This is a genomic window from Streptomyces abyssomicinicus (assembly GCF_008974245.1).
In the GTDB taxonomy this organism is placed as follows: Bacteria; Actinomycetota; Actinomycetes; order Streptomycetales; family Streptomycetaceae; genus Streptomyces; species Streptomyces abyssomicinicus.
Window position 1 is genome coordinate 726,264 of the sequence record NZ_BBZI01000008.1, and the last position, 24,112, is coordinate 750,375.

16 protein-coding genes are annotated in these 24,112 nt (G+C 72.3%); 6 read left to right on the forward strand and 10 right to left on the reverse strand.

Annotated elements, in window-relative coordinates; all coding sequences use genetic code 11:
• Nucleotides 1-36: 36 nt before the first annotated feature.
• The gene (locus tag GBN72_RS20140; RefSeq protein WP_151773224.1) at nt 37-231 is read right to left on the reverse strand and encodes a hypothetical protein; all 195 of its coding nucleotides are present in this window, start codon (nt 229-231) and stop codon (nt 37-39) included.
• 559 nt (nt 232-790) lie between these two features.
• Here GBN72_RS20140 and GBN72_RS20145 point away from each other — a divergent pair.
• Complete coding sequence (locus GBN72_RS20145; RefSeq protein WP_151773225.1) at nt 791-1,924, forward strand: acyltransferase family protein; 1,134 nt, start codon at nt 791-793, stop codon at nt 1,922-1,924.
• Nucleotides 1,925-2,411: 487 nt separating this feature from the next.
• Here the strand turns inward: GBN72_RS20145 and GBN72_RS20155 are convergent, their stop codons facing one another.
• The 3 genes from GBN72_RS20155 to GBN72_RS20165 form a co-directional block, all read right to left on the reverse strand.
• Nucleotides 2,412-3,569, reverse strand: coding sequence for a PP2C family protein-serine/threonine phosphatase (locus GBN72_RS20155; RefSeq protein ID WP_151773226.1), 1,158 nt, complete (start codon nt 3,567-3,569; stop codon nt 2,412-2,414).
• A gap of 128 nt (nt 3,570-3,697) precedes the next feature.
• A complete protein-coding gene (locus tag GBN72_RS20160; protein WP_151773227.1) occupies nt 3,698-4,567 on the reverse strand; it encodes an Fpg/Nei family DNA glycosylase in 870 nt (289 codons plus the stop codon).
• Nucleotides 4,568-4,678: 111 nt separating this feature from the next.
• Nucleotides 4,679-5,164, reverse strand: a complete 486-nt coding sequence (locus GBN72_RS20165) for a ribose-5-phosphate isomerase (RefSeq protein WP_151773228.1) — start codon at nt 5,162-5,164, stop codon at nt 4,679-4,681.
• 248 nt (nt 5,165-5,412) lie between these two features.
• Here GBN72_RS20165 and GBN72_RS20170 point away from each other — a divergent pair, with 248 nt between their 5' ends.
• Nucleotides 5,413-6,852, forward strand: a complete 1,440-nt coding sequence (locus GBN72_RS20170; protein WP_151773229.1) for an amino acid permease — start codon at nt 5,413-5,415, stop codon at nt 6,850-6,852.
• A 72-nt stretch (nt 6,853-6,924) separates the two neighbouring features.
• Here GBN72_RS20170 and GBN72_RS20175 read toward each other — a convergent pair whose 3' ends face one another.
• Nucleotides 6,925-7,989 carry a hypothetical protein gene (locus GBN72_RS20175; protein ID WP_151773230.1) on the reverse strand — a complete coding sequence of 355 codons (1,065 nt, stop codon included), beginning with the start codon at nt 7,987-7,989 and terminating at the stop codon, nt 6,925-6,927.
• Between the two features lie 195 nt (nt 7,990-8,184).
• Nucleotides 8,185-9,621, reverse strand: a complete 1,437-nt coding sequence (locus GBN72_RS20180) for an amino acid permease (RefSeq protein WP_151773231.1) — start codon at nt 9,619-9,621, stop codon at nt 8,185-8,187.
• 338 nt (nt 9,622-9,959) lie between these two features.
• Here GBN72_RS20180 and GBN72_RS20185 point away from each other — a divergent pair, with 338 nt between their 5' ends.
• On the forward strand, nt 9,960-10,541 hold the full coding sequence (locus tag GBN72_RS20185; protein WP_151773232.1) for a biotin transporter BioY: 582 nt from the start codon (nt 9,960-9,962) through the stop codon (nt 10,539-10,541).
• Nucleotides 10,542-10,720: 179 nt separating this feature from the next.
• Here GBN72_RS20185 and GBN72_RS20190 read toward each other — a convergent pair whose 3' ends face one another.
• A complete protein-coding gene (locus GBN72_RS20190) occupies nt 10,721-11,392 on the reverse strand; it encodes a mycothiol-dependent nitroreductase Rv2466c family protein (RefSeq protein ID WP_151773233.1) in 672 nt (223 codons plus the stop codon).
• 161 nt (nt 11,393-11,553) lie between these two features.
• Here GBN72_RS20190 and pepN (GBN72_RS20195) point away from each other — a divergent pair, with 161 nt between their 5' ends.
• Nucleotides 11,554-14,127, forward strand: a complete 2,574-nt coding sequence (gene pepN / locus GBN72_RS20195; RefSeq protein WP_151773234.1) for an aminopeptidase N — start codon at nt 11,554-11,556, stop codon at nt 14,125-14,127.
• Nucleotides 14,128-15,076: 949 nt separating this feature from the next.
• On the opposite strand, the gene pepN (GBN72_RS20200) is transcribed toward pepN (GBN72_RS20195), so the two are convergent.
• A complete protein-coding gene (gene pepN / locus GBN72_RS20200) occupies nt 15,077-17,653 on the reverse strand; it encodes an aminopeptidase N (protein ID WP_151773235.1) in 2,577 nt (858 codons plus the stop codon).
• 184 nt (nt 17,654-17,837) lie between these two features.
• On the reverse strand, nt 17,838-18,857 hold the full coding sequence (locus tag GBN72_RS20205) for an aspartate-semialdehyde dehydrogenase (protein ID WP_151773236.1): 1,020 nt from the start codon (nt 18,855-18,857) through the stop codon (nt 17,838-17,840).
• 336 nt (nt 18,858-19,193) lie between these two features.
• On the opposite strand from GBN72_RS20205, the gene GBN72_RS20210 reads away from it, so the two are divergent.
• Together GBN72_RS20210 and GBN72_RS20215 are read left to right on the forward strand one after the other, a co-directional pair.
• Nucleotides 19,194-19,727, forward strand: a complete 534-nt coding sequence (locus tag GBN72_RS20210) for an RNA polymerase sigma factor (RefSeq protein ID WP_151773237.1) — start codon at nt 19,194-19,196, stop codon at nt 19,725-19,727.
• A 2-nt stretch (nt 19,728-19,729) separates the two neighbouring features.
• Nucleotides 19,730-20,503 (forward strand): hypothetical protein, encoded by a 774-nt coding sequence (locus tag GBN72_RS20215; RefSeq protein WP_151773238.1) that lies wholly within the window; start codon nt 19,730-19,732, stop codon nt 20,501-20,503.
• A gap of 64 nt (nt 20,504-20,567) precedes the next feature.
• On the opposite strand, the gene GBN72_RS20220 is transcribed toward GBN72_RS20215, so the two are convergent.
• A complete protein-coding gene (locus GBN72_RS20220; protein ID WP_151773239.1) occupies nt 20,568-23,882 on the reverse strand; it encodes a S8 family serine peptidase in 3,315 nt (1,104 codons plus the stop codon).
• Between the last annotated feature and the right edge of the window lie 230 nt (nt 23,883-24,112).

Here is a 24,112-nt window from a genome sequence, read left to right on the forward strand (position 1 = left end):
CGTTTCGCCGACGGCCGCGGCAACGTCACGCGGCGCTCAGATGTTTATCGAGTTGATCATTGCCGCGAGGGAGTCGAGGAACCTCTGGATGTCGTCGGCCATTCCCGTCGACGCCAGGAAGAATCCGAAGAACATGGCGACGATCGCCGGCCCCGCCTTGAGGGATCCGCCCCGAATCAGGACGACGAGGACGATTCCCAGCAGAAGCACCACAGACAGTGAAATGGCCACGCCTGATCACACCCTCGGTCGGTCCGCTTGCCGCCATGGGATGTACCCGGCCCATCCCCGGCCAACCCATCGTGCCACCCAACTCGCCCCTCACGCACGGCCGATGGAGCGCGAGGGACACCCCTCGACCGCATGTTCGGGATTCGAGAATAAAATTATGACCCTACCGGCTGGGCCATTCGACAATTCCTCCGAAAGGTACTGCCGATAATTCCCGCACAACCGTTTCCTCATATCCACAGACGCCGCGCAGCCCCCACGTACGTTCATGGGACCCATGCCCGACTTGGTGGCATTTGAGATGAAATAGGCTTACCTAAAAGGGATGTTCAGCCCTCGGACGCGGCCGCTCCGCATTGTGCCGATCGTCACAAAAACAAGAGACATCGCAGGTGAATCCGGGGGTATCCGTGGGTGAGGCGGTCATTCACCGACCCTGCGTTTTTCGGATTCGTACAACCGACGCTAGGGTGCCTCAGATGTTTCACGTTGCCTCGTCCCCCTCACGTGCGACGACGAACGTCCGGACTCTCCACCCCCGCCCGCGGGGTGGTCGCCGGTGAACGCGCCGCCGCAGCCGCACAGCAACCAGCGAAGCCAGCGCGATCCGCTCCCCCGGGCCGGGCGGCGGGACTCGTTCTTCGACAACGCCAAGTACCTGGCCATCGTCCTCGTGGCCATGGGTCACAGCTGGGAACCCCTCCGCGACGACAACCGGGCCCTGGCCGTCCTCTACATGGTCGTGTACGCCTTCCACATGCCGGCGTTCATCGTGATCTCCGGTTACTTCTCGCGCTCGTTCGCGTTTAAGCCGCACCAGATCAAGCGCCTGCTGAGCGGCGTGGTGGTGCCCTACATCGTCTTCGAGACCGCCTACTCGCTCTTCCGCCGCTGGGCGCACGACCCCGACGCCCCGGTGAGCCTGCTGGACCCCTGGTACCTGACCTGGTTCCTGGCCGCCCTCTTCATCTGGCGGCTGACCACCCCGATCTGGCGCTCCCTGCGGTATCCGCTGGCCGTGGCCCTGGCGATCGCCATGCTGGCGACCGTCTCGCCGAAGATCGGCAACGACCTGGACATGCAGCGCGCCCTGCAGTTCCTGCCGTACTTCGTGCTGGGGCTGTGCCTGAAGCCTGAGCACTTCAAGCTGGTGCGCACCTGGCGGATGCGGATCTTGGCGCTGCCGGTCTTCGCCGTGGCGCTGGCGGTGGGCTGGTGGGCCAAGGGCAACATGAACCCCGACTGGTTCTACCACCGCGACGCGGCCCAGGAGCTGGGCGGCGACTGGTGGATCGGACCGCTGATGACGCTGGGCATGTTCGGCTGCTCGGTGCTGCTCACGGCCTGCTTCTTCGCCTGGGTGCCGGGGCGGCGGCTCTGGTTCACCGCGCTCGGGGCGGGGACCATCTCCGGCTACCTGCTGCACGGGTTCCTGGTGAAGGGCGGCATCTGGTTCGGCTGGTTCGACCACGTGAGCGGCCCGCTGGGCGTGCTGCTGTGCACGGCGGTGGCGGCGGCCGCGGTCACCGTCCTCTGCACGGCGCCGGTGCGCAAGGTGCTGAAGCCGGTGCTGGAGCCGAACCTGGACCGCTTCTTCCGGGAGGACGACGCCGCCGGAAGGGCGGCCAAGACCTCCGCCCCGGCCGAGGGACCGGCCACCACGGACCGCCCGAAGGTCCCTGCCGGGGTCTGACCCCGCCTCTTCCCGGCCATCACGAAGGCCCCGCGGCGCCCGAGGCGCGGCGGGGCCTTCGTCATGCCCGGACCGCACGGGGACGCGGTGGGCCGGGTGGCGCGGGGCCGGGGGCCAAGGCCGAGGCGAAAGCCGAGGCCGGAGCCGAGGCCGAGGCCGGGGCCGGAGCCGGAGCCGGAGCCGGAGCCGGAGCCGGAGCCAGGGCAGGGGCCGGGGCCGGGGCCAGGGCGGGGGCCGGGGCCGGGGCCAGGGCGGGGGCCGGGGCCGGGGCCGGGACCGGGGCCTTGGCCGGGGCCGGGACCGGGGCCGGAACCGGGGCCTTGGCCGGGGCCGGGACCGGAACCGGGACCGGGGCCTTGGCCGGGGCCGGGACCGGGACCGGGGCCTTGGCCGGGGCCGGGGCCGGGACCGGGACCGGGGCCTTGGCCGGGGCCGGGACCGGGGCTGGAGCCAAGGCCAAGGCGGGGGCCGGGGTCGGGGCCGGGGTTCAGCCGGTGCGGGAGATGAGGAGGAGGGCGCGGTCGTCGTTGACGTCCTTCGCGACGGCCTCGATCAGGTGCCACGCGGCGCCCTCGAAGCCGCCGGCCACGTACCGGTCGGCCTCACCGGTGAGGCGGTCGATGCCCTCCACCAGGTCGCGTTCGGCGGTCTCCACCAGGCCGTCGGTGAAGAGCATCAGCACGTCGCCGGGGCGCAGCGACCCCTTGCAGGGGTCGAAGGAGGCGCCGTCGTAGACGCCGAGCAGCGGCCCCTCGGCCGTCTTCTCCTCCCAGCGCCCGGTGCCCGCGGACAGCTGGAGCCCCGGCGGGTGGCCCGCCGAGTAGAGCTCGTAGTCGCCGGTGTCCAGGTCGAGGACCAGGTGGATGGAGGTGGCGAAGCCCTCGTCCCAGTCCTGCCGGAGCAGGTAGCCGTTGGCGGCGGGCAGGAACGCGTGCGGTGGAAGCGATCCCAGCAGGCCGCCGAACGCGCCGGACAGCAGCAGCGCCCGCGACCCGGCGTCCATGCCCTTGCCGGAGACGTCAGTGAGGACGACCTCCAGGGTGCGGCCCTCGTTGGTGCGCGCCGCGACCACGAAGTCGCCGGAGAAGGACTGGCCGCCGGCCGGACGCAGCGCCATCTCCCGGTGCCAGCCGGCCGGCAGGTCGGGCAGGGCGCTCTGCACCCGGATGCGTTCGCGGAGGTCGAAGAGCATGGTGCCGCCGCGCCGCCAGGGCACGCCGACCCGGCTGCGGAACTGCGCGACCAGCAGGCCCACGAAGCCGCAGGCGGCGACCACCAGCACCACACCGGGGGTGACGCGGGCGAACCCGTCCGGGTAGGGCCGCAGGGCCAGCGCCTCCACGATCAGCGCGGTGGCCGCGGCCGCGTAGAGGGCGAGCAGGCTGGCGGGCCGCAGCAGCAGACCGCCCACCACGATGGGCAGCACCAGGGCCGCCGGGGTGAACCAGACGGCGTTGGCGAGGGTGAGGCTCGCGATCAGGGGAATGGTGAGGAGCAGGGCGACGAAGGCGATCCAGTCCGACCCGTCACCCCGGAAGTAGTCGACCGCGGCTTTGCGCAGGCCGATGCGGGCCCGGTGGAACTGCTTCTTCATCCGGGCCGTGAACGTGTCGGCGGCCGAGCGCCTTTTCCGTCCTGCTGCCATCGCTTGGGACCCTATCCAGCGGACCCCCTCCCTGGCACGGGAGGTCCCACTTGTCCCCCGTCCGGGGCGGGATTCGGGCCGGAAGTCCCTGCCTTCCCCGCCGTCCCCCCGGGGGTTTCGGCCGCCGGTCACGCGCCGGGCACGTTCGCGGGCTGGCAGCCGGGGCACCAGAACAGGTTGCGCGCCGCCAGTTCGGCGGTGCGGACGGCCAGGCCGCAGACGTGGCACGCCTGGCCGGTGCGCCGGTAGACGTAGACCTCGCCGCCGTGGTCGTCGACGCGGGGCGGGCGGCCCATGGCCTCGGGCTCGTGCTCGGGGCGCACGGTGTCGATGCGGTTGTTCCGGACGCCCTCGCGCATCAGCTCCACCAGGTCGGCCCAGATCGCGTCCCACTGCGCGCGGGTGAGGGCCCGGCCGGGCAGGTAGGGGTCGACGCCGTGCCGGAAGAGGACCTCGGCCCGGTAGACGTTCCCGACGCCGGCCACCACCTTCTGGTCCATGAGCAGGGCGGCGACGGTGGTGCGGCTCCGCGAGATCCGGCGCCAGGCGGCGTCCGGGTCGGCGTCCGCACGCAGCGGGTCGGGGCCCAGGCGGTCGTGTATCGCCTGCTTCTCGCCCGGGGTGATCAGCGCGCAGGTGGTGGGGCCGCGCAGGTCCATGAAGGCCGTCGGGCCGGCCAGGCGCAGGCGGACGGTGTCGGCCGGCCAGGGCGGCGGCGCTGAGCCGAAGGCGACCTTGCCGAAGAGGCCGAGGTGGACGTGGACCCAGGCGGTGTTCCCGGGATCCGCGGGGGCTCCGGGCCCCGGGGACCCTGCGAAGCCCGGGAACCCCAGGAAGAGGTGCTTGCCGTGTGCCTCGGCGGACGTCATCCCGGCGCCGTCGACCAGGGCCGCGCCGTCGGCGAACTTTCCCTGGGGGCTGCTGACGCGCACCGGGGCGTGCAGGAAGCGCTCGGCGCAGTCCTGGGCGAGCCGGTGGATGGTGTGCCCTTCCGGCACGGCGTCTTCTCCGTTCTGCCCCGCTCCACGGCACGGCCCCCGCACGTCACGTACGGGGGCCGGCGAGGTCCTGGGGCGTGGGGCTGCCGCGGCGTTCCGCCGCTGCGGCCGTTACTGCTGGGGGTGGTGCGCCGGGATCGGCGGGAGGTCGCCCGACGTCTCGTACGCGGCGAGCATCTCGATGCGGCGGATGTGACGCTCGTCGCCGGAGAACGGCGTGTTCAGGAAGATCTCGACGAACTTCGTCGCCTCCTCCTCGGAGTGCATCCGGGCGCCGACCGCCACCACGTTGGCGTCGTTGTGCTCGCGGCCGAGAGCGGCGGTCTGCTCGCTCCAGGCGAGCGCGGAGCGCACGCCCGCGACCTTGTTGGCGGCGATCTGCTCGCCGTTGCCCGAGCCGCCGATCACCACGCCGAGGGAGCCCGCGTCGGCCGCGGTGCGCTCCGCCGCGCGGAGGCAGAACGGCGGATAGTCGTCCTGGGCGTCGTAGATGTGCGGGCCGCAGTCCACCGGCTCGTGGCCGGCTGCCTTCAGCCACTCGACGAGGTGGTTCTTCAGTTCGTAACCGGCGTGGTCGGAGCCGAGATAGACGCGCATGGTCCGAGTGTGACATGGACGCGAGCGGGCACCGCGCACGGGGCGGCGGTTCCGGCACGGCTCGGAATTCCGGAAACTGTGATCTCGGCCATAGGAGCGAAGGCAAAGCCGCGATAAAAATCCGGAACCTCAGGTTCCGCGGAAGCCCTTCCTCCGTTTCACTGGACCATCGCTTCGGCGGCCTCCCCGCATGCCCCACGAGGGCGGGGGAACCTCACACGCATCAACCCGGCGTAAGGAACAGCTCCATGACTTCTGGCGGACACGAGGGCTCCGGCCTTCAGGCCGGCCTCAAGAACCGGCATCTGACGATGATCGCCATCGGCGGCGTCATCGGCGCGGGTCTCTTCGTCGGTTCGAGCAGCGGCATCGCCGCCGCCGGCCCCGGCATCCTGCTGTCGTACGCCCTGGTGGGCGCGCTCGTCGTGTTCGTGATGCGGATGCTCGGCGAGATGTCGGTCGCCAACCCGACCTCCGGTTCCTTCTCCGCCCACGCCGACCGCGCGCTGGGCCGCTGGGCGGGCTTCTCCATCGGCTGGCTCTACTGGTTCTTCTGGGTCGTGGTGCTCGCCGTCGAGGCGACGGCGGGCGCGGTGATCCTGGAGGGCTGGATCCCGGCCGTGCCGCAGTGGGCCTGGGCGCTGATCGTGATGATCGTGCTCACCGCGACCAACCTGGCCTCCGTCGGCAACTACGGCGAGTTCGAGTTCTGGTTCGCGGGCATCAAGGTCGTCGCCATCGGCGCGTTCATCGTGATCGGCCTGCTGGCGGTCTTCGGGGTGCTGCCGGGCGTGGACGCCGAGCAGGCCTCCTGGTCCAACCTGACGGAGCACGGCGGCTTCCTGCCGCACGGCGCCGGCGCGATCCTGACCGGTGTCCTGCTGGTCGTCTTCTCCTTCATGGGGTCCGAGATCCCGACGCTGGCCGCCGGTGAGGCCGAGGACCCGCAGAAGGCCGTCACCCAGGCCACCAACAGCATCATCTGGCGGATCGGCGTCTTCTACCTGGGCTCGATCCTCATGGTCGTCACCCTGCTGCCGTGGGACTCGAAGAAGATCGCCGAGGACGGCTCGTACGTGGCCGCGCTCGACTCGCTGGGCATCCCGCACGCCGGTCAGATCATGAACTTCATCATCCTGACCTCGGTGCTCTCCTGCCTGAACTCCGGTCTGTACACCGCCTCGCGGATGGCGCACTCGCTCGGCCGCCGGGGCGACGCGCCGAAGGCGTTCGCCAGCACCACGGGCAACGGCGTGCCGCGGGTGGCGATCCTGGCGTCGGTGGTCTTCGGCTTCGTCGCGGTGTTCTTCAACTACGCGTTCCCGGACACCGTCTTCCTCTTCCTGCTCAACTCCTCGGGCGCGGTGGCGCTCTTCGTGTGGCTGGTGATCTGTGTGTCGCAGCTGCGCATGCGCCGGATCGTGATGCGGGAGGCGCCGGAGAAGCTGGTCGTGAAGATGTGGCTCTTCCCGTACCTGACGTGGGCGTGCATCGCGTTCATCGTCTTCGTGATCGGCTACATGCTGACCGACACGGAGAACGGGGGCCGGGACACGATGCTGCTGTCGCTGCTGGTCGCGGCGGTCGTGGTCGGCGTCGCCCTGGTCCGCCGCCGGGGCCGCACCCCCGCGGCCGTCCCCTCCGACGGCTCCTCCGACGACTCCACCTCGCAGCCGGCCGGGGTCTGACGCCCGCGCCCGTCCTCACGGGACCCCCGCCGCCCGCCCGGGCGGCGGGGGTCCCGTCGTGAGCGGCGGCGGTCAGCAGGGAAGGACGCGCAGCGGCGAGGAGGGGTGGTGGCCGAGGGCGGCGGTCAGGGCGGTGCGGATCAGCGCGGCCTGGTGCTCCATGCCCTGGGCGGTGGTGAGGCGGACCCGGGGGACGCGGACCACCGTGACCCCGATCCGCTCCAGCCGCTCCCGCTTCCCGGCGTCCCCCGGCGCGTCGAGCTCCACGGCCAGCGCCCGCTCCGGCCAGTACGCGTCCACCACCCCCAGCGAGGGCCCGTCCGGCAGCCGGAGCTCGACGTTCCACACCGGGTCGGGCAGCCCGTGCTCCCAGGCCATCCGGTACAGCCGCTCCTCCGCCGCGGTGCGCCCCTCGGCCACCAGGACCTCCATGGCGTCCGTCACCCCGGGCCGCCCCGTCAGCCGCGCCCGGCGCAGCTCCCGCAGCAGCGCGGCGGCCTCGCAGTGCCCGTCCTGGACCGCCTCGCCGAACAGCCGCCGGACCGTGAGGGTGCCGCTGCCTGGGGTGCCGGGGTCCTCCGGCAGATGGGCCACCGCGTCGGCGACGGCCCGTTCGACCGGGGCCACCGGCACCCCGGCCGCGACGTCCGGCACCGGCATCCGGGCGGTGCGCACCACGCGCGCGCACCCGGTGGAGCGGACCCTGCGGGCGCGCGGGACCAGGACGTCGACGACGTCGATCCGGGAGAGCGCGGGGGTCGAGGTGAAGCCGTGCAGGGCCAGCGCGGCCAGGCCGGTGACCACCGCGTCCGCGTGCGGCGGGTCGTCCCGCCCCGGCTGGACCGGGACGGCGGTGCTCTCGCGCCGTTCCTCGGGCGACGGCGCGGTGGACCTCCGGCGGGAGGCGTGGAGCAGGGCCGCGTGGAGCCGTTCCTCCCCGGTCGGCGCGCCCTGCCGGAGCAGGTAGACGCCGGGCAGCAGCCGCTGCCAGGACCCGCCCGGCCGGCACCGCTCCCCGGCCTGGGCCGGCGTCACGCCGTGGGCGCGCAGCTCCGCGGCGGTGACGAGCAGGTGCGCGCCCGAGGGGGTGGTGGGACGGGAGGAGAGCAAGGGGTTCACGGGGAAGTCGTGCGTCATGTCCCCTTGTTTCCCCCGTACGGAGCAGCACCGGACCGCTGTTACAGGCCCGTCGAGGAACGCTGACCGTTCCGCCATGTTCCCGCGAACAGGTGCCCGATACCGGGCGGGGAGCCCTCGGTCGGCGCCGCGGCGGGCTCCCCGCCCGGTATCGGCGGAGAGCCCTCGGCCGACGCCGCCGCGGGCGTCACGCCGTTACGCGGACGCGCGCCCGTCCCGCCGCTGGGAGACGTACCCGGTGGCGGCCAGGACCAGGGTCAGCGCGCCGGTGGAGAGCACCTGGACACGGGTGCCCGGCTCCAGCAGCATCAGCGCGAAGATCGCCAGGATGCCGGCCACCGCGACCCAGGTGAGCCACGGGAAGGCCCACATGCGGACCGTCAGCCGGGCGGGCTCCTCGCGCTCCAGCCGCCGGCGCAGCACCAGCTGGGAGGCGGCGATGAAGAGCCAGACCACCAGGATGACCGCGCCGATCATGTTGAGCAGCCAGGCGAACACGTCGTCCGGACGCCAGTAGCTGAGCAGCACGCACAGGAACCCGAAGGCCGAGGAGGCCAGCACGGCCGCCCGCGGCACCCCGCCGGTGACCCGGCCGAGGGCCTTGGGGCCCTTGCCCCGCCGGACCAGGGAGAAGGCGACCCGGGAGGCGGTGTAGGTGTTGGCGTTCATCGCCGACAGCAGCGCGATCAGCACGACCACGTTCATGATCTGGCCGGCCCCGGGGATGCCCAGGGTGTTCAGGGCGGCGACGTACGGGCCCTTCTCGACCAGCGCCGGCGAGTCCCACGGCACCAGGAGGACGATCACGGCCATGGAGCCGATGTAGAAGAGGCCGATCCGCCACATCGCCGTGCGCACGGCGCTCGCCACGCCCCGCACCGGGTCCTCGGACTCGGCGGCCGCGACGGTGACGGACTCGATGCCGCCGTAGGCGAAGACGGAGGCCAGCAGGCCGATGATCAGGCCGTGCACCCCGCCCGGCATGATCTCGGAGAGGTTGGCGCCGTCGGTCCCGTCGCTGCCGGGCAGGAGCCCGGCGACGGCGAGCACGCCGAGCGCCAGGAAGGCGACGATGGCCGCCACCTTGAGGGCGGCGAACCAGAACTCGAACTCGCCGAAGTTCTTCACGGCGGCCAGGTTGGTCCCGGTGAACACCGCCATGAAGAGGGCGACCCACATCCATTCCGGGGTGCCGGGCAGCCAGCCCGTGACGATCTTCGCCGCGCCGATGCCCTCGAGCCCGACGGCGGTGGAGAGCATCACCCAGAACGCCCAGCCGGAGGTGAAGCCGGCCCAGGGGCCGATGGCCCGCTCGGCGTGGGTGGAGAAGGAGCCGGAGGAGGGGTAGGCGGCGGACATCTCGCCGAGCATCCTCATCACCAGCATGACCAGCAGCCCGGAGACCGCGTAGGCGATCACGATCGACGGTCCCGCGGCGGCGATGCCCGCGCCGGAGCCGACGAACAGACCGGCGCCGATCACGCCGCCGAGGGCGATCATCGACAGGTGGCGCTGCTTGAGGCCGTGACCGAGGGAGCCGGACTCCGGGGCGGACGGGTCGTACGCGGGGGCCGCGGTGGTGGACGACGGGGTCTCCGTGACCGTCGCGGCCTTCGGGGTGGTGCGTGACATGGCAGCGAGTCTGACCGACACCGGCCGGGTCCGGCGGGTTCGACCGGAATGCGAACGACCACAATTCGGAGCGTGAGATTCCGCTCACCCAGCGGACGGATTTGGCGACTTCCTACAAGCCCTCGGCGTGAGCAGCGTCACTCTCCGTCGAGGCGTGGGGCAGGTAATTTGTGCGATACCCACGACGTCGTCGTTCCGGGCTTTGTCGAGCACGGACGGTGATGCCGCCGAACGCCCTGGGATAGCGTCGTCGTGTTCGAACAAGTTCGTCACGCGGTCGATTCGTCCGGATCGGCCGGCCCCTCCCCCCAGCCGACCACCATCCCGCGGAGAGACCCATGAGCACCGCCGCCGCCCCCGCCCGCTCCGGGCAGGTCCTCGCCGACCTGCTGCCCGCCTCCCGCGTCCGGGACGCCGCGCTCGTCGTCGGCGGCGCCGTGCTGACCGGTGTCGCCGCCCAGATCGCCGTGCCGGTCCCCGGCTCCCCGGTTCCGGTCACCGGCCAGACCTTCGCCGTGCTCCTGGTCGGCAGCGCGCTGGGCGCCCGGCGCGGCCTGCTCTCGATGGTGGTCTACCTGCTCGCCGGCATGGCGGGCATGCCGTGGTTCGCCGAGGGCGCCTCGGGCGCGGCCGCCCCGTCCCTCGGGTACGTCTTCGGCATGGTGGCGGCCTCCGCCATGGTGGGCGCGCTCGCCCGCCGCGGCGCCGACCGCACGCCGCTGCGGATGGCCGGGACCATGCTGCTGGGCTCCGCGACGATCTACGCGCTGGGCCTGCCCTACCTGTCCTTCGCCCTGGACCTCTCGGCGAGTGCGACGATCGCCGCGGGTCTCACCCCGTTCCTGCTGGGCGACGTGCTGAAGGCCGCGCTGGCCATGGGCGTGCTGCCCACCGTCTGGAAGCTGCTCGAGCGCCGCTGACCGGACGGCGAGCGACCCAGGCGAAAGGCCCCGGCTCGGTCGAGCCGGGGCCTTTCCCGTACGCGGACCCGCCTTCTGCGAAGCCTTTGCAATAAGGTGACGGCAGGGATCGCCGGGCCGCCCCGCCGCGGTCGTCTTCTCACACGGACGGCGGGGCGGCCGGTCTCCCGCGCGCGGCCCTAGACCAGGTTGGAGAAGTCCGGTCCCTTGGTGCGGGTGCGCTTGATCTCGTAGAAGCCCGGCACCGAGGCGACGGCCACCGTGCCGTCCCAGAGCCGCCCGGCCTGGTCGCCCTGCGGGGCGGGGGTGACGACCGGTCCGAAGAAGGCGATCTGCTCGCCGTCCGGGCCGGGCACCGCGATCACCGGCGTACCGACCTCCTGGCCGACCTTGTCGATGCCCTCCTTGTGCGACGCGCGCAGCTGGGCGTCGAACTCGAAGTCCCCCTGGTCGTGGTACTCCATCAGCTCGGCGGGCAGGCCGACGTCGGCCAGCGCGGCCGCGACCGTCTCACGCCCCACGCCCTCGCCCTGGTTGTGTATCCGGGTGCCGAGCGCGGTGTAGAGCGGGCCGAGGACGTCCTCGCCGTGCTTCTGCCAGGCCGCGGTCACCACCCGCACCGGGCCCCAGGCCTGCTTCTCGAGCATCTCCCGGTACTCGGCGGGGAGTTCGTCCAGCTTGTCCTCGTTGAGGACGGCGAGGCTCATCACGTGCCAGCGCACCTCGACGTCCCGGACCTTCTCCACCTCCAGCATCCAGCGGGAGGTCATCCAGGCCCAGGGGCACAGCGGGTCGAACCAGAAGTCCACCGGGGTCCTGGCGGAGGTCGTCTCGGACGTCGTCTCGGGCATGGCGCTCCTCGGGTGCGGAAGTCGTTCGGTTCCTCTGCGCCAACACGCCGCCGCACGGGTCAATTCCCGCATGCTCCCTCCCTCCGCCCCGTGGGAGGATCATCGCCGATCACCACATCCCTTGATCATTCACAGATGACCAGACCCGGAGGAGACGACCCTTGCCCGGTGAGAATCTGTCCCGCGAGGAGGCCCGCGAACGGGCCGCGCTGCTGTCCGTCGACTCCTACGAGGTGTCGCTCGACCTGCGCTCCGCCCTCGGCGAGGCCACCGGCGACGGACCGCGGACGTTCCGCTCCGTCACCACCATCCGCTTCCGCTGCGCCGAACCGGGCGCCGGCAGCTTCGCGGACCTGATCGCGCCGAGCGTCACGGCCCTCTCCCTCAACGGACGCGACCTCGACCCGGGCGCCGTCTTCGACGGCCGGCGCATCCAGCTGGAGGACCTGGCGGCGGAGAACGAGCTGGTCGTCGACGCGCAGTGCGCCTACTCGCGCACCGGCGAGGGCATGCACCGCTTCGTCGACCCGGAGGACGGCGAGGTCTACCTCTACACGCAGTACGAGCCCGCCGACTCACGGCGCGTCTTCGCCAACTTCGAGCAGCCCGACCTGAAGGCGCCCTACCGGTTCGAGGTGCGCGCCCCCGAAGGCTGGACGGTGTGGAGCAACGGCGCGGGCGAACTCTCGGACGGCGTGTGGCGGTTCGCGGAGACGAAGCCGATCTCCACCTACATCACGGCGGTCGTGGCCGGCCCGTACCACCACGTCACCGACTCCTACAGCCGGGAGCTGCCCGACGGGACCCGGCTGGAGATCCCGCTCGGCGCCATGTGCCGCAAGGGCCTGGCGCCGTACTTCGACGCCGACGACGTCTTCCTGGTCACCAAGCAGGGCCTGGACTTCTTCCACGAGCACTTCGACTACCCGTACCCGTTCGGCAAGTACGACCAGGCCTTCGTGCCCGAGTACAACCTCGGCGCCATGGAGAACCCCGGCATGGTGACCTTCCGCGAGGAGTACATCTACCGCGGCAAGGTGACCCGGACGGCCTACGAGCGGCGGGCCACCACCATCCTCCACGAGATGGCCCACATGTGGTTCGGCGACCTGGTCACCATGGAGTGGTGGGACGACCTGTGGCTCAAGGAGTCCTTCGCCGACTTCATGGGCACCTTCTCGCTGGTCGAGGCCACCCGCTTCACGGACGGCTGGATCAGCTTCGCCAACAGCCGCAAGGCGTGGGCGTACCGGGCCGACCAGCTGCCGTCCACCCACCCGGTCACGGCGGACATCCGTGACCTGGAGGACGCCAAGCTCAACTTCGACGGCATCACGTACGCCAAGGGCGCCAGCGTGCTCAAGCAGTTGGTGGCCTACGTCGGCCGGGACGCCTTCCTGGAGGGGTCGCGCCGCTACTTCAAGCGCCACGCCTACGGCAACACGCGCCTCGGCGACCTGCTGTCGGTGCTCGGCGAGACCAGCGGCCGGGACATGACCTCCTGGGCGAAGGCCTGGCTGCAGACCGCCGGGGTCAACGCGCTCACGCCGCAGGTGCTGCTGGACGGCGACGGGCGGATCGGGGAGCTGGCGGTGCTGCAGGAGGCCGCCGAGTCCCACCCGACGCTGCGTCCGCACCGGGTCGCGATCGGCCTCTACCGGGTCGACGGCGGCGAGCTGGTCCGCTACGCCCGCGCGGAGGCGGACGTGGCCGGGGCCCGTACGGTCGTCGGCGAGCTGGCCGGTGCGGACGCCCCGGACCTGGTGCTGGTCAACGACGACGACCTCACCTACTGCAAGGCCCGCTTCGACGAGACCTCGCTGGCCACGCTGCGCGAGCACCTGGGCTCGCTGACGGACCCGCTGGCCCGGGCGCTGTGCTGGTCGGCCCTGTGGAACATGACCCGCGACGCCCTGCTGCCGGCCCGCGAGTTCGCCGCCCTGGTGATGCGGTTCGCGGGCGGGGAGAGCGAGATCGGCGTGCTGCAGATGCTGCACGCCTGGGCGCGGACCGCGCTGGTGCGGTACGCGGCCCCGGTGTGGCGGCCGGAGGGCGAGCGGCTGCTGGCCGAGGGCGCGCTGCGGGAGCTGCGGGCCGCGGCGGCGGGCAGCCAGCACCAGCTCGCCTGGGCGCGGTTCCTCTCCTCCGTCGCGTCCGGGGAGCCGGAGTTCGCCCTGCTGCGGGGGCTGCTGGACGGCACCGGGAAGATCGACGGCCTGGAGATCGACCAGGAGCTGCGCTGGGACTTCCTGGAGCCGCTGGCCGCCAACGGGCTCGCCGACGCGTCGGTGCTCGCCGCAGAACGCGCGCGGGACAACACCGCCTCGGGTGAGCGGCGGCAGGTGAGGTGCCTGGCGGCGCGGCCGTCGGAGGAGGTCAAGGCGGAGGCGTGGGCCGCGGTCGTGGAGTCCGACGCGCTCTCCAACGCGCTGGTGGAGGCCACGATCGGCGGGTTCGCGCAGCCCTCGCAGCGGGGGCTGCTGGCGCCGTACGGCGAGAAGTACTTCGCGATGATCGAGCGGGTGTGGGCGGAGCGGTCCATCCAGATCGGCAAGGACCTGGTGGAGGGGCTGTACCCGTGGCTCCAGGACTCGCACGCGACGCTGGAGGCGACGGACGCGTGGCTGTCCGCGCACGAGGCGGCGGCTCCGGCGCTGCGGCGCCTGGTGCTCGAGGCACGGGACGACCTGGCCCGGGCGCTGCGGGCGCAGGAGTGCGACGCGGCCGCCGCGTGACGCGGCCCCGGCCCGCGGACGCCGCCCCCACGGGGCCCCGGGGGCACCGCCCCTGACCGGAGGGCGCCCCCGCCGGGGGGGCGCCTGGGGGCTGCCCCTGGCTGGGCCCTTGACCGGGGGCTACCCCTGGCTGGGGGCCTTCCCTCAAGGCTGAGGGCCACCGGAGGCCGGAGGTCTTGGGGCTGACGCCCGCGCCGGAAGGCTGCCGGTCCCGAAGGCCACCAGTCCCATAAGGCTGAGGGCCACCGGAGGCCGAAGGTCCTCGGGCCGACGCCCGCCCCGGAAGGCCGCCGGTCCCGAAGGCCACCAGTCCCACAAGGCCGAGGGCCACCGGAGGCCGAAGGTCCTCGGGCCGACGCCCGCCCCGGAAGGCCGCCGGTCCCGAAGGCCACCAGTCCCACAAGGCCGAGGGCCACCGGAGGCCGGAGGTCCTGGGGCTGACGCCCGCCCCGGAAGGCTGCCCGTCCCGAACGCCACCAGTCCCATAAGGCCGAGGGCCACCGGAGGCCGGAGGTCCTGGGGCTGACGCCCGCCCCGGAAGGCTGCCCGTCCCGAACGCCACCAGTCCCATAAGGCCGAGGGCCACCGGAGGCCGAAGGTCCTCGGGCCGACGCCCGCCCGCCCGGAAGGCCGGAAGGCCGGAAGGCCGGAAGGCCGGAAGGCCGGAAGGCCGGAAGGCCGGAAGGCCGGAAGGCCGGAAGGCCGGAAGGCCGGAAGGCCGGAAGGCCAGAGGGCCGCCCCGCCCCCGGAAGGCCGGAAGGCCGCCGGGCCGGAAGGCCGACGCCCGCCCCGCCCCCGGAAAGCCACCGGTCCCGGAAAGCTGACGACCGCCCGGCTCCGGTGCTGCGGGTGGGCGGGCGGTCCGGACGGTGGGGGAAGGGTGGTTCCGGGCGCCCACCGGCCGGACCGCTCCGCGCAGGGCGCCCGGAGGCCCGGGCGCCCTGCCGGGCTACTTCGCGGCTGCCGCGTCGGCGGCCTGCGCGCGCAGGGCGCGTTCGACGCCCGCGCGGGACTCGGTGACGATACGGCGCAGGGCCGCGACCGGCTCCGCAGACGACAGCCACTCGTCCGTGCGGGCGAGGGTGTCCTCGGAGACCTGGATGCCCGGGTAGAGGCCCACCGCGATCTGCGAGGCGAGCTCGAAGGAGCGGGACTCCCAGACGCCCTTGAGCGCCTCGAAGTACTTCGCCGTGAACGGCGCCAGCAATTCCCGCTGCTCCGTCTGGACGAAGCCCGCGATCACGGCCTCCTGGACCGCGTTCGGCAGCTTGTCGGACTCCACGACGGCGGCCCAGGCCTGCGCCTTGGCCTCCGGCGTCGGGCGGGCCGCGCGGGCGGTGGCGGCGTGCCGCTCGCCGGCCGCGGTGCGGTCGCGCTCGTACTCGGCGGCGATCTCCGCCTCGTCGAACCGGCCGGTCGCCGCGAGCCGCTGGACCAGGGCCCACCGGAGCTCGGCGTCGACGGCGAGGCCGTCGAGGCTCTCCGACCCGGCGAGCAGCGCCTCCAGCAGGTCGAGCTGCTCGGGGGTGCGGGCGGCGTCGGTGAAGGCGCGGGCCCAGGCGAGCTGGTGGTCGCTGCCCGGCTCGGCGGACCGCAGGTGGGCCAGCGTGGCGTCGGTCCAGCGGGCCAGCAGCACGTCCCGGTCGGCGGGGGCCGCGTACAGCTCCAGCGCCAGCTTCACCTGCCGGTGCAGGGACTGCACCACGCCGATGTCGGACTCCTTGGCGATGGAGGAGAGCGCCAGCTCCAGGTAGTCCCGGGTGGCGAGCTCGCCGTCACGGGTCATGTCCCAGGCGGACGCCCAGCACAGGGCGCGCGGCAGGGAGGACTCGAAGTCGCCGAGGTGCTCGGTGACGAAGGCCAGCGACCGCTCGTCGAGGCGGACCTTGGCGTAGGACAGGTCGTCGTCGTTGAGCAGGACCACGTCCGGGCGGGCGGTGCCGGTGAGCTGCGGGACGGCGGTGAGCTCGCCGTCGACGTCCAGCTCCAGGCGCTCGGAGCGCACCAGCCTGCCGGTGGCGGCGTCGAGGTTGTAGAGGCCGATCGCGATGCGGTGCGGGCGCAGCAGCGCCTCGCCCTTGGCGCCGGCGGGCAGCGCGGGGGCCTCCTGGCGGACGGCGAAGGAGGTGATGGCGCCCGCGTCGTCGGTCTCGATCTCGGGGCGGAGGATGTTGATGCCGGCCGTCTCCAGCCACTTCGTCGACCAGTTCTTCAGGTCGCGGCCGGAGGTCTCCTCCAGCGCGCCCAGCAGGTCCGGCAGGCGCGTGTTGCCGAAGGCGTGACGCTTGAAGTAGGTCTGCACGCCGCGGAAGAACTCGTCCTCGCCGACGTACGCCACCAGCTGCTTGAGGACGCTGGCGCCCTTGGCGTAGGTGATGCCGTCGAAGTTGACCATGACGTCTTCGAGGTCGCGGATGTCCGCCATGATCGGGTGGGTCGACGGCAGCTGGTCCTGCCGGTAGGCCCAGGTCTTCTCGGAGTTGGCGAACGTGGTCCAGGCGTGCGGCCAGCGGGAGCCGGGTGCGGCGGCCTGGCAGGCGACCGAGGTGTAGGTGGCGAACGACTCGTTCAGCCAGAGGTCGTTCCACCACTCCATGGTGACCAGGTCGCCGAACCACATGTGGGCCAGCTCGTGGAGGATGGTCTCCGCGCGGCGCTCGTACGCGGCGTCGGTGACCTTGGAGCGGAAGACGTACTGGTCGCGGATGGTGACCGCGCCCGCGTTCTCCATGGCTCCGGCGTTGAACTCCGGCACGAAGAGCTGGTCGTACTTGGCGAACGGGTAGGCGAGGTCGAACTTCTCCTCGAACCAGTCGAAGCCGAGGCGGGTGACCTCGAAGATGTGGTCCGAGTCGAGGTGCTCGGCCAGGGAGGGGCGGCAGTAGATGCCGAGCGGGACCGTCCGGCCGTCCTTCTCGTAGGTGCTGTGCACCGAGTGGTACGGGCCGGCGATCAGTGCCGTGATGTACGACGAGACGCGGGGCGTCGGCTCGAAGGCCCAGACCCCGTCCTTCTCCTCCGGGGTGGGCGAGTTGGAGATCACGCTCCACCCGTGCGGGGCCTTCACGGTGAACTGGAAGGTCGCCTTCAGATCGGGCTGCTCGAACGAGGCGAAGACGCGGCGGGCGTCCGGCACCTCGAACTGCGTGTACAGGTAGGTCTGCTCGTCGACCGGGTCGACGAAGCGGTGCAGGCCCTCGCCGGTGTTGGTGTAGGCGCAGTCGGCGACCACGCGCAGCACGTTCGGCCCTTCGAGAAGGCCGGGCAGCGCGATCCGCGAGTCCTGGAACACCTCGGCCGGGTCCAGCGGGTCGCCGTTGAGGGTCACCTCGTGGACGGTGGGGGCGACCAGGTCGATGAAGGACTCCCCGTCCCGGGCGGACGTGAAGCGCACCGTGGTGACGGACCGGTAGGTCGTCTCGCCCTCCGGGGCGCCGGAGATGTCGAGTTCGATCTCGTACGAGTCAACGGTGAGCAGCTCGGCCCGCTGCTGTGCCTCTTCGCGGGTCAGATTGGTGCCAGGCACGCGGTCATCTCCTCGTTATGCGTAGGTTGCGCCATCCTTCCACGGGGTTCCCGCTCCGCGCGATCAGGTTCCCCGGCCTGTGGAGGAACCGGGCGGACCGCCTGTGGACGACCCCGGGAAACGACGCAGGGCGGTCACCCGTGGGGGTGACCGCCCTGCGTGACAGGCGTCGGCGGAGGCTCCGCTACGCGGCGGAGAGCTCCGCGGCGACCAGCTCCGCGATCTGGACGGCGTTCAGCGCGGCGCCCTTGCGGAGGTTGTCGTTGGAGATGAAGAGCGCGAGGCCGTTCTCCACCGTCTCGTCGCGGCGGATGCGGCCCACGTAGGACGGGTCCTGGCCGGCCGCCTGGAGCGGGGTGGGGATGTCGGTGAGGACGACGCCGGGGGCCTCGGCGAGCAGCTCGGCGGCGCGCTCGGGGCTGAGCGGGCGGGCGAAGCGGACGTTCACCTGGAGGGAGTGGCCGGAGAAGACCGGGACGCGCACGCAGGTGCCGGAGACCTTCAGCCCGGGGATCTCCAGGATCTTGCGGGACTCGTTGCGGAGCTTCTGCTCCTCGTCGGTCTCGTTCAGGCCGTCCTCGACCAGGTTGCCGGCGAAGGGCAGCACGTTGAAGGCGATGGGCCGCTTGTAGACGTCCGGCTCGGGGAACTCCACGGCGGAACCGTCGTGGGTGAGCTTGTCGGCCTCCTCGACGACCTTGCGGACCTGGCCGTGCAGCTCGGCGACGCCGGCCACGCCGGAGCCGGAGACGGCCTGGTAGGTGGTGGCGACCAGGGCCTCGAGGCCGGCCTCGTCGTGGAGCGGGCGCAGCACGGGCATGGCGGCCATGGTGGTGCAGTTCGGGTTGGCGATGATGCCCTTGGGGCGGTTCGCGATCGCGTGCGGGTTGACCTCGGACACCACCAGCGGGACCTCGGGGTCCATGCGCCAGGCGGAGGAGTTGTCGATCACCACGGGGCCCTGGGCGGCGACCTTCTCGGCCAGCGCCTTGGAGGTGGCGCCGCCCGCCGAGAACAGCACGATGTCCAGACCGGAGTAGTCGGCGGTGGCGGCGTCCTCGACCGTCACGCCGTCCAGCTCGCGGCCGGCGGAGCGGGCGGAGGCGAACAGGCGCAGCTCCGTGACGGGGAAGTTCCGCTCCGCGAGGATCCTGCGCATGACCGTGCCGACCTGACCGGTGGCTCCGACGATTCCGACCCTCACGGTGCGACTCCCTTACGTGTCTGTCCTGTGTGCGGTCCTCCCGCGCGTCCCGTGCTGCGCGGGTGACCGGTTTCCATCATGCGGCGGCCACCGGGTCGCCTGTCCAATCCTTTGCCCGCCCTCTCGCAGGTCGGACAGGGTACGAACGGCGGTCCGGCGGCGATCCTGCGGCGCCTACCCTCCGCCGCGTGGACGAATCCTGTGGTTCGCGAGCCGCGGCGGAAGCCCTGCGGGGGCCGCGCCGCGATGTGACGAACACCATTCTCCGGGCGGGGCGAACGTTTTTCCCGCTCCCGGCGTCGTACGGGGTGGGAAGGGCGCAACGGGAGGGGCGGCGTGCTGCGCGGACGGGTGCGGTTCAGAGGCGCGGCGGGGGCAGACCCCGCCGATCCGCTGGAGCCTGAGCAGGAGCGGCGGGTGCGGGCGGTGCTGGCGCTCGGCGGGGTGCCCCAGGCCGACCTGGCCGACGGGGTCCAGCATGTGCGGCTGCGGCTGCTGGAGCGGGCCGCGGCCGGCAAGGAGGCGCCGCGCGACGTGTCCGCGTGGGCGGCCGTGGTGGCGTCCAACTGGGCGATGGACTGGCATCGCGCCCGCCGCCGGCAGGAGCGGGTCGGGGAGCGCCTGGCCTCGCTGCGGCCGGCGGAGCAGCCGTCCGGCGAGGATTCCAGCGTGCTCCAGCTGTCCGTGGCGCACGGCCTGGACGAGCTGACCGACGCGCAGCGGCAGGTGGTGACCCTGCGGTTCTACGCCGATCTGGCGGTCCGGGACATCGCGGCGGAGCTGGGGGTGCCGGAGGGCACGGTGAAGAGCCGGCTGCACAGCGCGGTGCGGGCGCTGCGCGCCCGTCTGCACGAGGACGAGGTGGTGTGAGGATGTCCGCCGGGTACGAGGACGACCCGCTGGCCGCGGTGCTGAACGGGGACCCGGCGCCGCCGGACGCGGATCCCGCCGCGCGCGCCGCCCACGAGGCGGCGCTGGCGGACGTGCGGCTCATCCGGGAGGCGCTGCGGGGCATCGGCGACACGCTGGCCGCCGCGCCGGCGCCGCCCGCACTCGCAGCCCCCGCACCCGCAGCCCCCGCATCCGCCACGCCCACGCCGCCGCCCGCGCCCTCGCCGGTGCCCGCGGCGCCGCGCCGACGCCCCCGGCGCCGGTTCGCCCTGGTCTGGGCCGCCGGACTCACGACGGCGGCGGCCGCGTTCACGGGGGTGATGTACGCCGGAGCGACGGGCGGGTTCGGCGCGGGCTCCACGGCGGACGCCGCCAAGTCGGCGCCGGACGCCGGAGGGGGGACCGACGAGAAGGCGGCCGTGCCCGACCCGGCCGCGGACGGGGGCGCCGCCTGCGCGAGCCTGGTCGTCGAGGGCACGGTGGTGAGCGTGCGGCCGGTGGCCGGCGGGCACGTCCAGGTGGTGCTGGAGGCCGAGCGGTACTGGATGCCGCGGCAGAAGGCCGCCGACGCGCCCACGGCCGTGACGGTGCTCCCGGAGGACGCCCGGGAGGACCTGCGGCCCGGCACGCGGGCGGTGGTCACCAAGGGCCCGGACGGGGACCGGTGGGTCACCGGCGCCGGGCTCGCCACCGAGCGCGAGGAGCTGGACGCCGTGCGGCCCGGTGCGGACGGACGGGCCTGCCCGCCCGGGTGACCCCGGAACGACGCAGGGCGGGCGCCCGTTCCCGGACGCCCGCCCCTCGATCGTCGGCCGTGGACTACTCCACGACGCTGCCGATCTTCACGCTGCCGACGCCCGCGGGGGTGCCGTTGCCGTTGACCAGCTGGACCTGGCCGAAGAACTCACGTCCCTCGGGGGCCGCCGCGCCGACGGTGACGGTGCCGGAGAAGGACGCCGTGCCGCCCTCGGCGAGCTGCACCGCGGCGCCGTCCACCGCGACGGTGCCGAGCGCCTCGGAGAAGAACACGTCGAGGTAGTCGTACTCGGTGGACCCGCTCGGGACCGAGTAGCCGTCGACCTCGACGGTGTAGGTGCCCGCGGCCGGGTTCGGGATCGAGACGGACTCCTCGGAGTCACCGTCCGCCGAGGACTTGACGGGGTCCGGGCCGTCCTCGTAGTAGACGTTGAGGTCCAGGTCCGAGGCGGTGTCCGAGACGTTGCCGATCGCCACGTTCAGCGCGTCGGCGCCCTCGGGCACCTCGACCGTGAAGGTCTGCACCTCGTGGTTGCCGATGGTCGGGCGGTCCGACTTGGACGAGCCGAGCGACCCGCCGACCAGCTTGCCCTCGAAGGCGGCGAACTTGTTCTCGACCGTCCACTCGGCCGCGGCGGGCTCGCCGACCTGGGCCTCGGGGATGGTGAGGGTCTCCGGCTCGAACGTGGCGCCGAGCAGGGTGACGTCGAGCTCGTACGGGTTGTTCAGCAGCGGCGAGGTGCGCCGCGACTCGACCTCGATCTCCCAGACGCCCGGGGTGGGCGCGTAGAAACGGGCCTCCGGCTTGCAACCGCCGTCGCCGCCCGCGTAGTTCGGGTAGCAGTTGACGGTCGACGTCGGATCCGAGGGGACACCGTACGGGTGGATAGAGATGAAGCGGGTCTGGCTGCCCTCGGCGAGGCCGCCGAGCGCGACCTCGAGGGAGGTGGCGCCCTCCGGAACGGTCACGAAGTAGGACTTGTGGCTGTTCCGCTGGACGGTGCCCTCGGCCGAGAAGGAGTGCTTCAGCTCGGAGGCGGCGATCACGGAGGTCATGATCTGCTTGTCGACGCCCTCGGTGAACGGGTCGTTCACCTCGAGGATCGCGCTGTGCATGCCCAGCGAGCCGGGCTTGGCGGCGACCTTGACGGTGACCGGCTTGTTCAGCGGCAGGACGACCAGCTCGCTGCCGACGATGTCGAACGTGCGGGCGTGGTTGTTCTTCAGCGACAGCGTGTGCAGCACGCTCGCCTTGGAGCCGGAGGTGCGGGTGACGACGACGTCGTACACCTTGCGCTCGCCGACCTTCAGGCCACCCTCACGGTCGTACAGGCCGGTGCCGAAGCCCGGCTCGGCCAGCGCCCAGTCGATGTTGGTGTCGACGGGGGCCTTGACCGTGTACTCGTGGGCCTTGGCGTTGTCCTTGATCGAGTCCCAGGCGTCGACGATGTCGATCAGGCCAGCACCCTGCTCGTATGCCTGGACACCGGGGATCTGGTTCGCCGTCGAGGTCAGCGCGGTACGCAGCTTCGCCGGGGTGAGGTCGATCTTCTTCTGCTTGGCGGCGCTGATCAGCAGCGCGGACGCGCCGGCGGCCTGCGGGGAGGCCATCGAGGTGCCCTGCAGCATGGAGTAGCCGGCCGGCAGGGCGTAGCCCGCCTCGGCGACCGGGCCGCCGGGGATCCAGGTCTGGCTGGAGTTGATCGCCGCGCCCGGGGCGGAGAGGGTCGGCGTGAAACCGCCGTCCTCACGCGGACCGCGCGAGGAGAACGGCATCATCGCGTAGGACTTCTCCACGGCCGAGCCGTAGTTGGCGGCCCAGGTCTCCTTGGAGATGGTCGCGCCGACCGAGATGACCTTGTCGGCCAGGGCCGGGTCACCGATGGTGTTGACGCCGGGGCCGGAGTTGCCCGCGGAGATCACCAGCTGGACGCCGTACTCGTCGATGAGACGCGTGTAGAGGCGCGAGCGGTCGTTGTCGCCGTTGTTCAGCGCCGGGAGGCCGCCGATCGACATGTTGACGATGTCGACGCCGCGGTTGACGACCAGGTCCATCATGCCCTCGGTGAGGGCGACGGCGGTGCAGCCGCCGGTCCAGGTGCAGGCACGCGAGGAGACCAGCTTGGCGCCGGGGGCGGCGCCGTCCATCTGACCGCCGAACAGGCCGTTGGCGGCGGTGATGCCGGCGACGTGCGTGCCGTGCGTCGACTCGATGACGCCGATGTTGACGAAGTCGCGCTTCTGGCCGACCCAGGTGCCCCCGTAGGGGTCCATGGGCACGTCCTTGCGGATCTCCACCACGAACGGCTGCCGCTCGACGACGTCGGTGGCCGGGTCGTCCTTGCCGAAGTAGCCGACCTGGAAGTCGTCCTTGTACGGCTTCATCACGGTGTCGTCCGTGAAGTCACCGTTGTCGTTCAGGTCGACCGTGACCGTGCCGGCCGCCGCGTCGTAGAGCACGCCCCAGACGTCGGTGGTGTCGCCGTCGCGGTTGGCGTCGCCCGCGGCGTCGCCGCCCGCGGTGTAGGACTCGCGGAAGAGCTGGACGTTGTGGTCGCCCGCGGGGGCGGTCCAGGTCCGGCCGCCGTAGCTGAAGGTCGTGCCCGAGACCGGGTTGACCATCGGGCGCCAGGTGGCGTCCGCGTCCACGATCGGGTCGGTGGCGGTCACCCAGTCGACGATCTTGCGCTCGCCGGTGGTGGTCTTCTGGAGCGCCGGGTGGCCCAGGTCCACACCGGAGTCCAGGATGCCGATGGTGACGCCACGGCCGTCGGACTTCGGGTTCTTCTTCACGAAGTCGACGGCGCCCGTCTCGTGCGACGGGTTGTACGGGTTCTTCGCCGGGGTGCTCGCGTTCGGCGCCGGGTAGGCGGCGGACGCCGAGGAAACGGAGCCCTTCTTGCCGGACTTGCCGGCGTCCGGACGCGGGTCGTCCAGCTTGATCTCCTTGTCCAGGTCGATGCCCTGGACGGAGGAGAGCTTGGCCGCGGCCGCGATCGCGGCCTCCGCCTTGCCGGTGGGGACCGTGGCCCGGACGTAACCGAGGTCGTCGTAGGTCTTGCCCACGGCGGCGCCCTTGACGGCGTCGAGCTGCTCGGCGACCTTCTCGGTCTGGCCCGGCTCGGTGATCACCATCATGGTGACGTTCTTCTCGCCGTCGGCCCTGGCCGCGGCGAGGAGTTCGGCGTCTTCCGAACCCAGCTTGTCGTGAGCCGACTTGCCCGGGGCGGGCTGGTCGGCCGCGGGGGCTGCCTCGGCGGCGAGGGCCATGGGTATCGGCCCGGCCGCGGAGAGCGCCGCCACCAGACCCGCGGCGACGGCGATCCGCACCACGCGTCTCGCGCCCGATATCTGGGTGCGCTCGGGATGAGAGGTCATCGATTTCCCTTGCGAGTAAAGGAAAGGGAGGAGGGCGTCACCGGGGCGGAATCGCCCGGGATCGCCGACGTCCGGAAAAATGGTCCGGATGACCGCTCAGCTTTGCCTATGAGTCCGGAGTTTGGGGAGAGTTGTCCGAGGCGTATTGATGCCATGGCGTAATCCCGCCATGCCGTGTGACTTGCGTGTCCGGTGTGACGGCCTGGAGACCGCCCGGCGCGCCGCGGCCG